The 14,460-nt window shown below is 60.9% G+C and carries 14 protein-coding genes; 8 read left to right on the top strand and 6 right to left on the bottom strand.

The annotated features are described in order from the left end of the window. The first annotated feature begins 45 nt into the window (after positions 1-45). The 4 genes from ACI3KW_RS09115 to ACI3KW_RS09100 all read left to right on the top strand — a co-directional run bounded on the left by ACI3KW_RS09115 (position 46) and on the right by ACI3KW_RS09100 (position 5,850). Positions 46-531, top strand: coding sequence for a GNAT family N-acetyltransferase (locus ACI3KW_RS09115; RefSeq protein WP_404847805.1), 486 nt, complete (start codon positions 46-48; stop codon positions 529-531). Positions 532-1,650: 1,119 nt separating this feature from the next. Further along, on the top strand, positions 1,651-4,278 hold the full coding sequence (locus tag ACI3KW_RS09110; RefSeq protein WP_404847804.1) for a hypothetical protein: 2,628 nt from the start codon (positions 1,651-1,653) through the stop codon (positions 4,276-4,278). Next, positions 4,259-4,705, top strand: a complete 447-nt coding sequence (locus tag ACI3KW_RS09105; protein WP_404847803.1) for a hypothetical protein — start codon at positions 4,259-4,261, stop codon at positions 4,703-4,705. The genes ACI3KW_RS09110 and ACI3KW_RS09105 overlap by 20 nt, the downstream gene beginning before the upstream one ends. Further along, the gene (locus ACI3KW_RS09100; protein ID WP_404847802.1) at positions 4,702-5,850 is read left to right on the top strand and encodes a response regulator receiver protein; all 1,149 of its coding nucleotides are present in this window, start codon (positions 4,702-4,704) and stop codon (positions 5,848-5,850) included. The genes ACI3KW_RS09105 and ACI3KW_RS09100 overlap by 4 nt, the downstream gene beginning before the upstream one ends. 132 nt (positions 5,851-5,982) lie before the next feature. On the opposite strand, the gene ACI3KW_RS09095 is transcribed toward ACI3KW_RS09100, so the two are convergent. After that, the gene (locus ACI3KW_RS09095) at positions 5,983-6,873 is read right to left on the bottom strand and encodes a metallophosphoesterase family protein (RefSeq protein WP_404847801.1); all 891 of its coding nucleotides are present in this window, start codon (positions 6,871-6,873) and stop codon (positions 5,983-5,985) included. Between the two features lie 110 nt (positions 6,874-6,983). On the opposite strand from ACI3KW_RS09095, the gene ACI3KW_RS09090 reads away from it, so the two are divergent. Then, positions 6,984-7,460, top strand: coding sequence for an NUDIX domain-containing protein (locus ACI3KW_RS09090; RefSeq protein WP_262166349.1), 477 nt, complete (start codon positions 6,984-6,986; stop codon positions 7,458-7,460). Positions 7,461-7,634: 174 nt separating this feature from the next. Here the strand turns inward: ACI3KW_RS09090 and ACI3KW_RS09085 are convergent, their stop codons facing one another. Beyond that, positions 7,635-8,594 carry a glutathione S-transferase family protein gene (locus ACI3KW_RS09085; protein ID WP_404847800.1) on the bottom strand — a complete coding sequence of 320 codons (960 nt, stop codon included), beginning with the start codon at positions 8,592-8,594 and terminating at the stop codon, positions 7,635-7,637. A gap of 350 nt (positions 8,595-8,944) precedes the next feature. Between ACI3KW_RS09085 and ACI3KW_RS09080 the strand changes: the two genes are divergently transcribed. From ACI3KW_RS09080 to ACI3KW_RS09070, 3 genes are all read left to right on the top strand, one after another. Beyond that, the gene (locus ACI3KW_RS09080) at positions 8,945-9,499 is read left to right on the top strand and encodes a GNAT family N-acetyltransferase (protein ID WP_404847799.1); all 555 of its coding nucleotides are present in this window, start codon (positions 8,945-8,947) and stop codon (positions 9,497-9,499) included. Positions 9,500-9,563: 64 nt separating this feature from the next. Continuing rightward, entirely contained in the window at positions 9,564-10,190 is a 627-nt protein-coding gene (locus ACI3KW_RS09075) for a CoA pyrophosphatase (RefSeq protein ID WP_404847798.1), read from the top strand. Then, positions 10,187-11,368 carry a CCA tRNA nucleotidyltransferase gene (locus ACI3KW_RS09070; protein ID WP_404847797.1) on the top strand — a complete coding sequence of 394 codons (1,182 nt, stop codon included), beginning with the start codon at positions 10,187-10,189 and terminating at the stop codon, positions 11,366-11,368. The genes ACI3KW_RS09075 and ACI3KW_RS09070 overlap by 4 nt, the downstream gene beginning before the upstream one ends. Here the strand turns inward: ACI3KW_RS09070 and ACI3KW_RS09065 are convergent. From ACI3KW_RS09065 to ACI3KW_RS09050, 4 genes are all read right to left on the bottom strand, one after another. Next, positions 11,365-11,562, bottom strand: coding sequence for a DUF1059 domain-containing protein (locus ACI3KW_RS09065; RefSeq protein WP_404847796.1), 198 nt, complete (start codon positions 11,560-11,562; stop codon positions 11,365-11,367). The two genes, ACI3KW_RS09070 and ACI3KW_RS09065, sit on opposite strands and share 4 nt — an antisense overlap. A gap of 177 nt (positions 11,563-11,739) precedes the next feature. Further along, entirely contained in the window at positions 11,740-12,915 is a 1,176-nt protein-coding gene (locus ACI3KW_RS09060) for an AAA family ATPase (RefSeq protein WP_404847795.1), read from the bottom strand. A 1-nt stretch (position 12,916) separates the two neighbouring features. Next, positions 12,917-13,813, bottom strand: coding sequence for an oxygen-dependent coproporphyrinogen oxidase (gene hemF, locus ACI3KW_RS09055; protein ID WP_404847794.1), 897 nt, complete (start codon positions 13,811-13,813; stop codon positions 12,917-12,919). Then, positions 13,810-14,280 (bottom strand): tRNA (cytidine(34)-2'-O)-methyltransferase, encoded by a 471-nt coding sequence (locus tag ACI3KW_RS09050; protein WP_404847793.1) that lies wholly within the window; start codon positions 14,278-14,280, stop codon positions 13,810-13,812. Before ACI3KW_RS09050 ends, hemF begins: the two co-directional genes overlap by 4 nt. Positions 14,281-14,460: the final 180 nt, after the last annotated feature.

Genomic DNA, 14,460 nt, shown 5'->3' with positions numbered 1-14,460 from the left:
TTCAGGCATTCGGATATGCAAAGATATTGAGAAGGGGGAACTCGTGTGAAAAATTATCGGATTTTCGCCATTGGCCATAGCGACTTGCCTCGCGTTGCATCCCTCGCGCGCCGCATCTGGCCAGAAGCATTCGCGAAAATACTGCCGGTGGAAGCCATCACGCCAATGCTGGACGATATTTATGCTCTGGCAACTCTGACCGCCGATATCGACATACGCGACCACCAGTACTGGTTGGCAAGCATTGCAGATCAGGACGTAGGATACGTCTCCGCCTACGTTGAAGGCGGGCGCGTGTGGATCAAGAAACTATACGTGTTGTCCGAGACCCGGGGATCGGGCTTGGGCAAGGCGTTGATAAAAACCGTTGTGGATCAGTTTGGGAGCGAGTTGCCAATTGCTCTAAACGTCAACGACGCAAACCATGCCGCGATTTCATTCTATAAATCGGCAGGGTTCGAGATAGAGGGGCACGCACCTGTCCGGATGGGACCTTACGACTTCCACGATTTTGTTATGGTCAAGCGATAGTTCGATGCAAAGCGGCCTTACTTTTGGCTCCTCACACCTTGGCCGAATGACATTGGTCATCGCATCATTGCGGAGCAAAGGCAGCTTGTGGGTTGGTATCGGTCCGCACGAAAGGCCGCAATGGGATCGGTAACCGGACGCGATGCTCATGGAGCGACTGCTTACTCCGTTCCCCCACCAGAACCGGACCGGCAGCTATCGGCCCCGTTGCAGACAGCGCGCGAAATGACCGCCTTGGGCCAAGCGGACCTGTCGCGTTGTAACATCAGGGTTTAGGTTAGCACACCGTCTGTCACATCAGCGCTGCGCGAACCCTGATGTGTCGGGAAAAGCGCAGCAATCGTTACGCAGCACCAGGGTATGCCCTGGCGTGACGCTGGCTGAGCCGGCGCCGTCAGCGCGCCCTCTACTTTTGACGGGAATGGGGCCGAAAGCGGGCTGGCAGCTTTTGTAGCTGACCGAATGAAAGCAGACGTGCTTGTCGCTTCTGATAGCTTTTGTCATGGGCAGACGCCAAAGGTCGACGCTCCCGTCTCTAAGGGCCGTTCTTGTGGGAGTGATAGGAACAGCAGTGGTGGCCGTTGTCCACCGGCCGGCCAGAGTTGTTCGAGAAAGAACACCGGCGGCACTGGGCAGACCGCCTCTCGTGGGGCAAGGTCGGCATTTGGAATCGGTTAGGTGTCCACGACCAGAGACACGACGGTTTCGTCGACAGCTCGGGGAGAGGTTTTGAAAGATCGAAGGAAGCCATTCAAGCAATGGGTTGGCGGGAGGGCTAGGGCAGATAGACGTGGCGTATTTGCCAAGCTTCAAACGGTAGGTGACGAAGACACAAGGAACCTCCTGCGTGGAGTGCTAAGTGCCACTCAAGGAAAACTCCTTTCCGCTTTCCTAACTAACCGGGTTCGTAAGCAGGTCGACGGCGACTTTCTCGCCCAAAGCGCTGAATTCCTTTTTGGCAAAACCGGCGCATTCCCATTCTCAAATCAAGGAACTAGCTTTCGAAGCTTGCTTGTCCCACACCAGTTGGACGTGATCTCTGGTGAGAACGAGCTAAACTTCGTAATTGGTCACCTAAATGGTTGGAAGGACGACGCCTGCCTCGTCATCGATAGCATTATGTCCCTGGCCGGACTCGCGGACGCGGATCCCTTCGATGCGCTCAATGCGCTCCGTATATTTGCAGAGCGTTGGGGAGCGTCGAACTTCTTGGCGAAGAAGGTCGCATTCATCATGGCGCTCCATTCACGCGAGCAGCTGACCGATGCTTTCGCGGAATTCGCCGAGGTGGTGCAACAGACGAAATATCCAGCGCCGTATTTCACGGCAATGGAAGCCATCGACATGGAGTTCCCGTACTTCTCGGGAATACCGGCCCGGGTGGCGTTGTTCTCCCGCCTCGTCGACCACGACGGCCACCGGCAAGTTCTTCCTTTGCACAACGTGGCGGCAAGCCCGATGGCACCCGGCGATGTTGGCCCGTTCCTGCGTAAGTCGTACTCGATGTCCTTCGTCGACGAGATTGTGGCGATAGCGCAGCTCCGTTACGTCGGAAACCGCTGGCCGGGGATCGCATCGACGCTCAAAACTAGTCTTGCCCCAAGCATCGCGGATAAGCTGGCCGAACTGGAGATGGCGCCCTTCGACAGCTCGCGGCTCTATGCCAGTGTCACACCCGAATATGCAGACCTCGCCTACTACCGCCGCGCGCTGGCTTTCCTTGAATATCCCGAGCCTTGTAACTACCGGCAATACATCGACCTCGTGATCGCGCCGCGTCTCCTCGCCAAGGCCGGCGTCCCGGAAACAGACCTCGCCAGGCACCCGAAACCGGGCAGGAAGGACCTGACGAAGGGGCTCAACGGCTTCAGGCGCCCAATGGACTACCTGAGCTGGCAGAACGTCGGCCGCTTCCTCAGGACGGTCCACTTCCTCGTCTACCTGTCAGACGATGGCCTTTATACCCCGCTAGACCAGCACGAGGTGCGGCACATATTCGAGCATACTCAGGGGCTCGATGTGCTGTTGCACGAGAGGGAGATAGAACGGCTTTACCTGACCGCCGACGAGACCTCCAAGCTCATCGTCACCACGCTGGCGCTGGCGCTGTATAAGGAGCGGAGCCACGACGACGACGTCGATTTCAAGTTTAGGAAGAGTCTCTCCGACGCCATCACGGCCCGATTCAACGGCGACGTGACGGCATTCGTGGAATGGCTGCTGCCATCATCGCCTGAGGTGGCCAACTTCGTGCTGTCGACATTGGACCGCGACACGCTACACAAACTCTACTGGATCGTGAAATCGCCCGACGAGGCGGACGTCACCCGGCAGAACATCCTTCGGGCGGTCGGCAAGCGCCGGCAGGAGATCGCCTATTTCATCGAAGCGGACGCCATCGAGGCCCAGCGCAAGGTAGCCAAACTCAGCAAGTACTTCGACGACAGCCGGATGTATGTCGACAGCCTGGCGATGAAGAAGTGGCTAACGGAAAACCCGAGCGCCTACGCCCAGCAGTTCATGCGCCTGGTCGAGCTAGCGCCTGACTTCCCTACGGCACCACGCCCCGCACTGGAAGCCGAGCGGAAGGCAACCGAGATATTCGCGACCGCCAAGTTCGACTATATCCTGGTGGAGGCGGCCACCAAAACTTTCGAGCAGTTCTGCCTCAACGAGAGTTTCGGGATCGAATCGTACCTTAGCAGGCGTATCCGCCATAACACTCTGGCCGGCATGATGCGGTCGGAGGTGGAGACGCTGATCGAGCAGCCTCGTTTCGACGTTCTCACCTACGACGAGGAGTTCATACAGGCCGAAAGAGATTGGTCGGCCCGCTACAGGCTTGAGGTGGAGCGCATCCGGCGTGACCTTCTACAATTCAGGACCGACGGGAAACAACAGGGTATCTTGAACGCAAGGCCGAACATGGACGACCAGGGGACCAAGGCCAACGTCAACTGGCTAAAGAACCTGGTGATCGCGACCCGCAGCGCCGACCTGTTCAACGAATTGCTGGTCCGCTTCTGCTGGCTGCAGATCGAACCGCAGCTAAAATCGGCGGCACGCCTGTTCTCCGTAGACATGGTCAATGACGTTACAGAGAGGATCGAGACAACCTTCGGCAGCGCGGGCGGCGATTTGGGCGAGCAGTACAAGGCCGAGCTTAAGAAGCTTGTGCACGGGAAGTTCGCCAGGTTGGCAAGCTGGTTCCGCCAGCCCGATACAGCTTTCGTTCCCGCTACGGCACGGGATATAGGCGACCTGATTTTCCTCGAGGCGCCGAAGACTGACGATACGCATCTCGATTGGACTGGCTCACTGGTAGGCATTCTCATGGATGGCCTGTCAGTCCACCGCATCTACGACTGCCTGTTTGTACTCATCAGGAACGCGCTCAAATACGGTCAAAGCGGTCCGATATCGGTATCGGTCGAGGGCACCACTCAAAGGGAGAACCGGATCGCCCTCCTGCACGTGGAGGTAGAGTCCCGCCTCACCGAAGACCTTGAAATCCGCCGCTCGCAACTGGCGAACCTCGAGGCCAGCTTCAGGGAAGCCAATACAGCGGTCTACATGGTCAAGGAGGATTTCTCCGGGATCAAAAAGTTGCGCTATATCATCGGGTCCCCCACCGGGGTCGCCCCGCCGTCCTTCCGGGTCGTGGATGATCGGTGCGTGGTCTATTTCGAGATGATGGTAGAGCTCGCGGAAGCGGTGGAGGGAGCCCATGCGGGTGCTGCTGGTTGAGGACGAAGAACACAAGATAGCGGATCTTACGGAACGTATCTTGCGCGCGGGCATCGCACCCGGCGACCTGGTCGCGGTAAGCGGGGTCCGGGATGCCGTCCTGCAGGCGACGGGCGGGTCCTACGATCTGGTCGTGCTCGACATGGCCCTTCCGACTTTCTCCCACGGCACGGGGGGTGGCGTCCCCCAGTCGGTGGGCGGGGTGGAAGTACTGCGGGCACTGGACGCCGAAGGGCTTTCTCTAAAGATCATCGTCGTCACCCAGTATCCAGGCATAATCATAGGCGGGAAGAACGTCACCCTTCGGCAGGTGGGGAAGGTGGCCTCCGCCAAATACGGACAGCAGGTCCTCGGTGCGGTGCTCTACAAGTTCAAGATGCCGGAGTGGCAGGAGGCGTTCGACGCATTGATGGAGCGGGCAAGGTGAGAGTAGTCGTTTTCGAGGATGATACGGCCAAAAAGGAAGTGATCCTTGCTGCGCTCGAAGCGCGTGGCGTTGGCAGGAACACGGTCAGGTGCGTCGCGAACCTGGCACAATTCGCGGGTGTCGGAGCCGATGTCGAGGTCGACCTTTTCATCCTCGACCTCCGCATGCCGGGGGCCACCGGTGCCGATTCCCGAAACGTCGGGCTCGAGATCCTCGAAATGCTGGACCACGGCGGGAGGAAGCGCGCGCAGGTTCTGGCAATCACCGCCTATCCGGAAGAAGCCGAGCCGATCCGGGACCGGTTCGCGGAACGCGGATGCATAATCTTCGACTTCGAGCAACGCGCGCAATGGGGCAACGCCCTCGACATCTTCTTGGCCCAGGCACATGAGCGAGGACGATATGACTTCATCATATTCACCGCCCTCGAGGAGGAGCGGATGCCCTATAGCCAGTTCCGCGACATCGAGGTCAAGAGCCAGATCCGAAACGGTCTGAATGTCTGGGAAACCGAACTCGACGGCCGGCCAGGCGCGATCTTCATGCTGCCACACATGGGTCTCGTCAACGCGTCGATCGTCGTATCCCGTGTACTCGAGAATTACTCGCCATCGGTCGTCGCGATGTCCGGAATATGCGCTGGCTTGGGTTCCGAGATACATCTCGGACAACTGCTGGTGGCAGATGTGTGCTTCGAATACCAGTCAGGCAAGTGGTTGGACGAGGTGTTCCTGGCCGAGCCCTACCAGGTGGCGATACCGCCGCTTACGAGACCCCAGGTTGTGCTTGCCATCGAGAGCCCCGACATCACAGACGCGTTGGAGGCAGGCTTCAAGGGCAAGAGCAGGCCGGGGACCAAATATGAACCAAAGCTGGTTGTCTTCGCTACCGGCTCCGCCGTGATCGCTAGCGACGAACGCATCGATGGTATCCGTCAACAGCATCGTAAGGTCCGGGGTCTGGACATGGAGGCCTTTGGTTTTATGAAAGCAGCCGAGCTCTCCGGAAAGCGAATGCACGTGTTTTGCGCGAAGGTAGTGGTCGATAAAGCCGGGGCCGCGAAAGGCGACGAGATCCACGAGTATGGATCGTACGTCTCGGCGCGTTTCACCATCGACATGGTCGGTCAACTGTTGGCTCTCTAATCCTGACACCAACGCCTTCTATCTAAAGGCAGCCGTAGGCATGCTCAAGCGCAGGTCCGCTTCAGTGCGAACTTTGAGCCGCAGGTACCGAGCGAAATGCCAAACCTATCGAGCGATAACAATGATGGGCGCTTAGTAGATCCGCATTTGCAGGCGCATGACGATGTCTGAGCCCAGGCGCTGGAAGCCGTATTCGCGCATGGTGCAGGTCCAGCCTTCGCCGGATTTTTCGATGCGGAACAGATTGTAGCGCGCCGGATCGTCCAGCGTGCCGCCCTGGGCGGCGCTGGCGGCGGCGACGCCGACGACCGGCACTTCGTGGTTCTTGCCGGGAATGGAGTGGATCGAGGAGCGGTGGGTGTGCCCGTGCAGGATCAGTTCGGCGCCATGTTCGGCAATGACCTGGCGGAACAGTTTGTGCCCCTTGAGGCCGAATGAGGGATGCTGGAGTTCGGCATTGGGCGGGTGATGGATCAGCACGGTGCGGAAATAGCCCGCATCGCCCATGGCCTTCAAAATCCGCCCCAGCCGGTCGGCCTGCTTTTCGTCGAACCGGCCGATGGCGAGGAAGGGCCGGGTTGGCACGGCGCTCGAGCAGGAAATGATCGCGAGCTCGCCCACACGGCGCACAAAGGGGAAGGCCGCGCTATCCAGCGTCTCGCCCTTAAGGTAATCGCCCCAATCCTTTTGCGCCGTTTCCAGCGCACCGGGCACATAGGCGTCGTGATTGCCGGGGCAGACCGCAATGCGATCGGCGCTGCCCAAAGCCCGCAGCCAGTCGCCGGCGCGGACCACTTCGCTATCGAGCGCCAGATTGGTCATATCGCCCGTCACTGCCGTAAAATCGGCATTCTGGCCCTGCATATGGGCTACAAGGCGCGCCAGCGTCTCGCTATTGAGTTCGCCATGCCGCTTGAGCTTCCAGTTGAGGAAGCCGGTCAGCCGCTTGCCGAGCAGATCGCGCAGGGCGACCTCGGGCATGGGCGAAAGATGGATGTCGGAGATGTGGGCAAGGGTGATCATCAGGGGCGTAATGCCAGAAGGAAAGGGGCAAGAAAACGGACAATCGCCCGTAACGTCAATTTTGTCGTCATCAAAGCTCTGCTACCGATAGGGCGTAAACGGAGCCAGCCATGCAGATGAATCGATTCCAGCAGGTGCGCGCCAAGGTCTTCCTGACGCTCAAGGGGCTTTGGCACAGGATGACTATAGGCGCGCGCATCATGCTGGTGGATGGGGACAAGGTGTTCCTGATCCGCCACACCTATGTGCCGGGCTGGCAGTTCCCCGGCGGCGGTGTCGATCCCGGCGAAACCATGGAGGCGGCGGCCCGGCGCGAAGCGCTGGAAGAAACCGGCTATCGGGTCACCGGGCCGATCGAGCTGTTCGGCATCTATCACAATGCCAGCCCCGTGACCGATCGCGACCATGTGGCCTTCTATGTCGCCAAGAACCATGTGCTGGAGCGCGCGTTCAAGCCCAATCACGAGATCGCCGAAGCCGGCTGGTTTGACCGCAAGGCATTGCCGCAGGGGGTTACGCCAGCGACCTCGCAGCGGATTGATGAATATTTTGATGGGCAACCGAAGCGGGAGATTTGGGGGTATTGAGGGGCCGTTCTTTCCTTTTCCCTCGTGGGAGAAGGTGCCCCGAAGGGGCGGATGAGGGGGTGCTTCCATAGGCGCTAGAGCATGGGATGGCGCAAACCCCTCACCCTGACCTTCCGCTGAACGCGTCAGGTCGGTCCCTCTCCCACAAGGGGAGAGGGTAGAAAGCGCAGGCGCTCACTTCAAAAACGGCAGTTCCGGCCCAATCGGGATAATCCGCGTCGGATTGATCGTGATGTGGCTCCAGTAATAATGCGTGCGGATGTGGTCGAGATCGACCGTTTCCTTCACACCGGGAACTTCGTACAGCGCTTTAAGATAATGGCTCAGATTGGGATAATCGGCGATGCGTTTGCGGTTGCACTTGAAGTGGCCAACATAGACCGCGTCGAACCGCACCAGCGTCGTAAACAGCCGCCAATCGGCTTCGGTGATGGTCTCGCCGGTGAGATAAGCGGTTTCGCCCAATAGGCCTTCGACCCAATCGAGCGCGTCGAACAGCTTGGCGACGGCCTCGTCATAGGCCTCTTGCCTGGTGGCAAAGCCGGCCTTGTAGACGCCATTGTTGATGTCGTCATAGACACGGGCATTGATGGCGTCGATCTGCGGGCGCAGAGCCTCGGGATAGTAATCGTCCGTGTTGCCGGTCAGCTCGTCGAAGGCCGAGTTGAACATGCGGATGATTTCCGAGCTTTCATTGGAGACGATGGTGCCGGTCTGCTTGTCCCACAGTACCGGCACGGTGACGCGGCCGGTATAGTCCGGCACGGCCTGAGTGTAGACCTGCCACAGGAAGTCCTTGCCGAGCAGGCTGTCGCCGGTCGAGCCTTCGTCGGTCTTGAAGCTCCAGCCGGTTTCGTCGGGCATTTTGGGCGAGACCACCGAGACCGAGATCAGGTCTTCCAGATTCTTGAGCTTACGGAAGATCAGTGTGCGATGTGCCCAGGGGCAGGCCAGCGACACATAAAGGTGATAGCGTCCGGCCTCTGCCTTGAACCCGCCGGTGCCAGATGGGCCGGCGCTGCCGTCAGCAGTGATCCAGTTGCGGAAGCCCGCCTGGCTGCGCTCGAATTTGCCGCCCGTCTTTTTGGTGTCGTACCATTGGGTGGACCATTTACCGTCGATCAATTGTCCCACGATCGAACCCTTTCCGTCATGTTGTCGTCTCGTTTGCAGGTCTAAGTCCGGCAAGCCGAATACGTTGCCATTCACATAGACCGGCGCGGCGGGAAGGATAAGAACCCAATGGCGTGACGAACCGTTGTGCATATCGAACACAGCGCCTGCCGAAGGTCTTGATTTTCTTCGGTGCTGCAATACCTTTCTGTTTACGCGAGGCCCCCATGGTGCTAATGCGATTTTCAGGCGTGGAGGCGCCCAGGATGGTAAAGGTTTTGCTGGTGACACGACGACCGTAAGCGGTCTTTTGAAGCGGTGCCCTCTTGGGGCGCCGGGTTTGTCCTACGCATTCCATCCTGGATAATGTCATGAGCCTTCAATCTGCGCCTTCGGCTGCGGCCGCTGCTGTCTCCGCTTCGCCCATTCACGCGCCCACCGTTCGCTACGCAAATGCCGCCGATGATGCTTTCATTGAGGAATTGCAGGCCATTGCCTTTGGCCCGGGCCGGTTTGCCCGCACGGCGTTTCGCATCCGCGAGCGGTTCCCGATTGACAAGAGCCTGAGTCTGGTTGCCGAGGTTGATGGCACGCCTTGCGGCTCGGTCTGGATGACCCCGATCAGCATTGGCGGCATCAATGGCTGGATGCTTGGGCCGCTGGCCACCCATCCCAATTTCCGCAAGCTCGGCGCCGGCAAGCTGCTCGCCCGCGAAGTCACCAAGCGCGCTTTGGCGCGGGCCGATGGCCAGTTTGTCATGCTGGTGGGGGACCGCGACTATTATTGCCCGCTGGGCTGGGAGCCCACCACTTTGGGCGCCATCCAGTTCCCCGGCCCGGTCGATCCGACCCGCGTGCTGGTCTATGCCGATGATAAATCGCTGGCCACGACGCTCAGCGGTTCGATCGCGGCGTTCCAGCGATAAAAGGGATGCAGGGGCGGGCAGGCTCGCTTAAGCTCCGCATTCCGATTTGAATTGCTGGTGCCTCTTGTCGCTGGACGCCTCCGTCATCGATCAACTTGCCGCGCGGCTGCTGGCTGCCCCGCCTGCTCTGCCAGGTGGCGAACAGCTGGTGCCCGATTGGCTGCCGGAGCGGGCCTTCGATCGTCCGCCCGTGCCGGCGGCGGTGCTGATCGCGCTGATTCGGCGGCCCGAGGGCTATACCGTGCTCTATACTGAGCGCTCGCCAGACCTGCGGGCGCATTCGGGCCAGGTGGCCTTTCCCGGCGGGAAGGTGGATGCCTCCGACGCCGATGTCGGCGCCGCGGCTTTGCGCGAGGCCTATGAAGAGGTCGGCATGCGGCGCCAGGATGCGCGCATTTTGGGCTTTATGCCCACCTATTTCACCGGCACCAATTACCTGATCACGCCGGTTGTTGCCGAAGTGGCGCCCAGCGGCCCCTTCGTGCCTAATCCGGGCGAGGTGCATTCGGTGTTCGAAGTGCCGCTGCAGCGGATTCTGGACACCGAGAGCTATGGCCGGTTCCGCATCAAGCGGAATGGGCGGGAGCACAGCACCTGGCAGATCGACCATGATGGTCACACCATCTGGGGCATTACCGCCAATCTGACCCGCCAGTTCCGCGATCTGGCGCTGGGTGAGGCCGCGCTATGAGTTCCGAAGAGCGGTTGGCCAGCGCCGAGTGGCTAGTGCGTCCTGAAACGCAGGCGATTTTTGCCGCGCTCGATGGCGACAAAGGCCGCACCCGCGCCGTTGGCGGTGTGGTGCGCGACACGCTGCTGGGCCGCGAGCGGGACAATCCCGATATCGATCTGGCGACTGAACTGACCCCCGATGAGGTCATCGCGCGGGCCGAGGCTAATAGCATTGCCTACTATCCCACCGGCATCGACCACGGCACGGTGACCCTCAAACTGGGCGAGACCCTGGCCGAGGTTACGACGCTGCGCAGGGATGTGGAAACCAATGGCCGCCACGCCGTGGTGGCCTTCGGCACTGACTGGGCAGAGGACGCCGCCCGCCGCGATTTCACGCTCAATGCGCTCTATTGCGAGGCGGATGGCACTCTGTTCGACCCGCTGGGCGGCATTAATGACGCGCTCAACAGCCGTGTGCGCTTCATCGGTGACGCCGCAACGCGCATCGCGGAAGACGGCTTGCGGGTCTACCGCTTCTTCCGCTTTTCAGCCAGCCATGGCGGCGAAAAGTTCGACCCCGATGGGCTGGCCGCCTGTGCTGCTGCAGTCGGGCAATTGGGCCATTTATCGGCCGAGCGGGTCGGCAGCGAAATCCTGCGGATGCTGGCTTTGCCCGATATCGCGCTGACTTTGGGCGCCATGGCGGCCATCGGACTGGTCGAGATCGACCACGACCAGCTCAAAACCCTCAGGGCCTATGAAACATTGGGTGGCTTTACCCCAGCCACCCGCCTTGCCGTCCTCATCGGCACTCGCCCGGCCGACGCCGTGCAGCAGCAATGGCGGCTCTCCAACGAGGTCATGCGCGCGGCCCAAACCGTGGCAGCCGCCGCTGACATGGTGGAGCAGGACCGGCTGGATGAAGCCGCCTATCGGTTTGGTGAAGTGGCGGTCGAGGGCCTAGCCCTGGCGGCCGCGCAAGGCAATTGGAGGCCCGACCGGCTGGCCGAGGCCGCGCGCTCGCTTGCCGCCGTGCAATTGGTGCCGTTTCCGATTTCGGGCAATGATCTGGCCGGCCTCGGTATCAAACCGGGGCCGGCTCTGGGCCAGGAACTGGCGCGCCTTGAGCGCATCTGGATCGATAGCGGCTTTGCGCTGGATCGGGAGGCGCTGCTGGCGCAGGCCAGCGTCTAGTGCTTGGTCGCCTTGGGCCCGCCGGTATCGACGATGCGCTCCTTGATGCGCTCGATCATTTCGGGGCGCACATCGGTTTCGCCATGCAGGGTCTTGAGATTTTCCACCGCGCGGCGCACCACCTCGGCTTCGCTTTCCGCCTCGGCGTGCCAAGTGGAGCCGGGGATCAGTGAGCCCGAATCAAAGCGTTTCATCTGCATCTCCCTAGTTTGAGCAGTGGGATGGAACGTGCAGGGCAGGGGAGGGTTCCAGGATTTTGTGGCACGACCTCGTGGTTCGACAGGCTCACCATGAGGTCTACTGATAGGGCCCTGTATATCCCGTAGACCTCATCCTGAGCCTGTCGAAGGACGAGGTCGTGGCACGATCTCTCAATCGTCGGCAAATTCGCCGATCTGGCTCAATCCTTCCAGCCATGTGCCGTCATCGTTCCGCACTACTTCGCGCGGCAGCACGCCGCTTTCGGCGGCGATGGCGTCGGCCAGGTCGCGGGCATGGGTCACCACCCAGACCTGGCTGCGCTCCGCCGCCTTGACGATCAGTCGTGCCAGCATCGGGAGTAGGTTGGGATGGAGGCTATTCTCCGGCTCGTTGAGCGCGATGAAGGGCGGCAGCCGATAGGACAGTAGCGCCCCCGCCAGCGCCAGGAATTGCAGCGTCCCGTCCGACAGTTCGTGCGGCGCGAACACCCGCTTGGGCATTTCGGCATAACGCATGCCGAAGCTGGCGAAATCGCCGACCTCCGGAATGACCAGTTCGGCACCAGGAAAAGCATCCTCTATCGCCCGGTCGAGATCGATGCGGTCGCCGCGAATATGGTGCAAAGTCGCCAGCACGGCGCCGAGATTGCTGCCGTCCGAAGCGAGTGAAGGCGCCGTCACCGCGCGAGAGGGACGGCGTAGTGCCGATTCCGCATCGGTGCGAAAGCCGTGGAAGAAGCGCCAAGCGACCAGCGAATCCCGCACCAGCGCAACTTCCGAGCGCCCCGACAAGGCGGCCAGGGCCGTCTCGCTGGCCAAGATATCGTCATCAGCCAGCTCGCGTCGCCCCGCTGCGTCGCGGGCCCAGGCCATGCCGCCCTTGCGATCCATCAGGCTGACAGCCTTGCCGCGTTGCTGCCATTCAAGACTCTCGGCACGCACCTGGGCCTCGTTAGGAAAGGCAGCCGTCGCTTCCTTCGGGGCAAAGCCCACGTCAAGCCGATAGGTCGGATCGAAACTGCCGTCGCCCAGATCGGCAAAGCTCGCGGCCAGCCGCAGGCTGTTGCCCTCGCCCTTACGATAACCGTCAGTGCGGTACATCGGCTCGAAACTGCCGTCTGGTGAGAGATTCTTCCCGCCGGCCCAGAAGATCGAGGCCAGCCCGCCTTCGCGCGCAATCTCGTCGGCCAGCGTGCCGCGCGCTGCGGCCTGCAGCAGCTCCAGCGAGCGGTAGAGGTTGGTCTTGCCCACGCCATTGCCGCCCACCAGCACCGTCAACTGCCGCACCGGAAACCGGATCTTGCGGACCGAGCGATAGCCGATGATTTCGACGGCGGAGAGCGTCATGTCATGGCCAGCGCACTTCAGGCGGCATGGAGGAGAGAATCGAATTCACATTGCCGCCGGTCTTGAGGCCGAACATGGTGCCCCGATCGTAGAGCAGGTTGAATTCGACGTAACGCCCGCGCCGGATCAACTGTTCGTTGCGGTCGGCCTCGGTCCAGGCCGTTTCGTAATTGCGGCGCACCAGTTCGGGATAAATCCCCAGGAAAGCTTCGCCCACCGCCTTGGTGAAATTGAAATCGGCGTCCCAATCACCCGAATTGAGCTGGTCGTAGAAAATGCCGCCAATGCCGCGATGTTCGTTGCGGTGGGGCAGGAAGAAATACTCGTCGCACCAGTCTTTATAGCGCTGGTAATCGACGCCCGGCCGATCCGCACAGGCGGCGCGCATGGCGGCATGGAAATCGAGATTATCGCGATCGTCCTGCACGCGCCGGCGATCCAGCACCGGGGTCAGATCGGCCCCGCCGCCGAACCATTGCTTGCCGGTGACGATCATGCGCGTGTTCATATGCACCGCTGGAACATGGGGGTTCCAGGGATGCACGATCAGCGAAATGCCCGAACTCCAGAACTGGGCGCCCGCTTCGGTGCCCGGCATCTGTTTGGCAAAATCGGCCGAAAATTCGCCATGCACGGTCGAGATATGCACGCCCGCCTTCTCGAAGACGCGGCCATGCAGCATGGACATTTCCCCGCCCCCGCCGGCGGCGCGATCCCAGGGCGTGCGCTCGAACGTGCCGGGCGGCAGATGGCTATTGGGGCCGCTGACATCGGCCTCCAGCTGTTCGAAGGCGGCGCAAATCCGGTCGCGCAATGCGCGGAACCAGGCGGCGGCTATGGTTTTTTTATCGTCGATATCGGGCGGAAGAGTCATGGTGGCAGTGGAATGAACCCTCATTTGAGCTCTGTAAACCCGTCGGTCTGTCTTTTTGCTTCCCCCAGGATCAGCGTTGCGGCTAGCGCCACATTGATCGAGCGCAGTCCCTCGCGCATCGGAATGCGTATGCGCAGGTCCGCTATGTCGGCCACCGCGTCGGGCACGCCAGCGCTTTCGCGGCCTACCATCAGGATGTCATCGGCCTCGTATTGCGCCTCATAGGCAGAAGTCGTGGCCTTGGTGGTCAGCAACACCAGCCGTCGCCTCTCGGAGTGCCGCCATTGCTCGAAAGCGGCAAAGCCGGTGTGCTCGCGCACGATGGCATGGTCGAGGTAGTCGAGCCCGGCTCGGGCCAGTGATTTGGCCGAGAACGGGAAGCCGGTGGGATGGATGATATGGATAGTCGTGCCCAAGCATGCGCCGAGCCGGATCAGCGTGCCGGTATTGTTGGCGATATCAGGCTGATAGAGGGCGAGTTCTACGGGCATGGGCTCCTCGGGCAGGGCGGTATCCCCGCCACGGATTTGGCACTTTAAGGCCTGCTGCGGCAATCGGGTTGGGAATAGTGTCGCAGTTGATCCATGTCATTGCCCGCCGCACTGGACAAGTTCCTGTGACAGTGCAAAAAGAACCCCGGACTGACGGGCCGCTTGAGGGTGGACGGCGGC

This window comes from Devosia sp. ZW T5_3, from assembly GCF_044987315.1.
Lineage (GTDB): Bacteria > Pseudomonadota > Alphaproteobacteria > Rhizobiales > Devosiaceae > Devosia.
Note: the sequence above shows the minus strand (reverse complement) of the source record. Positions and strands in the feature narration are given on the sequence as shown.

Excerpts from the sequence above, each read along its gene's own strand:
- ACI3KW_RS09110 (WP_404847804.1), top strand. The coding sequence starts at position 1,651 with ATGTCCCTGGCCGGACTCGCGGACGCGGATCCCTTCGATGCGCTCAAT.
- ACI3KW_RS09105 (WP_404847803.1), top strand. The coding sequence starts at position 4,259 with ATGCGGGTGCTGCTGGTTGAGGACGAAGAACACAAGATAGCGGATCTT.
- ACI3KW_RS09095 (WP_404847801.1), bottom strand. The coding sequence starts at position 6,873 with ATGATCACCCTTGCCCACATCTCCGACATCCATCTTTCGCCCATGCCC.
- ACI3KW_RS09090 (WP_262166349.1), top strand. The coding sequence starts at position 6,984 with ATGCAGATGAATCGATTCCAGCAGGTGCGCGCCAAGGTCTTCCTGACG.
- ACI3KW_RS09080 (WP_404847799.1), top strand. The coding sequence starts at position 8,945 with ATGAGCCTTCAATCTGCGCCTTCGGCTGCGGCCGCTGCTGTCTCCGCT.
- ACI3KW_RS09070 (WP_404847797.1), top strand. The coding sequence starts at position 10,187 with ATGAGTTCCGAAGAGCGGTTGGCCAGCGCCGAGTGGCTAGTGCGTCCT.
- ACI3KW_RS09065 (WP_404847796.1), bottom strand. The coding sequence starts at position 11,562 with ATGAAACGCTTTGATTCGGGCTCACTGATCCCCGGCTCCACTTGGCAC.
- ACI3KW_RS09060 (WP_404847795.1), bottom strand. The coding sequence starts at position 12,915 with ATGACGCTCTCCGCCGTCGAAATCATCGGCTATCGCTCGGTCCGCAAG.
- hemF (WP_404847794.1), bottom strand. The coding sequence starts at position 13,813 with ATGAGGGTTCATTCCACTGCCACCATGACTCTTCCGCCCGATATCGAC.
- ACI3KW_RS09050 (WP_404847793.1), bottom strand. The coding sequence starts at position 14,280 with ATGCCCGTAGAACTCGCCCTCTATCAGCCTGATATCGCCAACAATACC.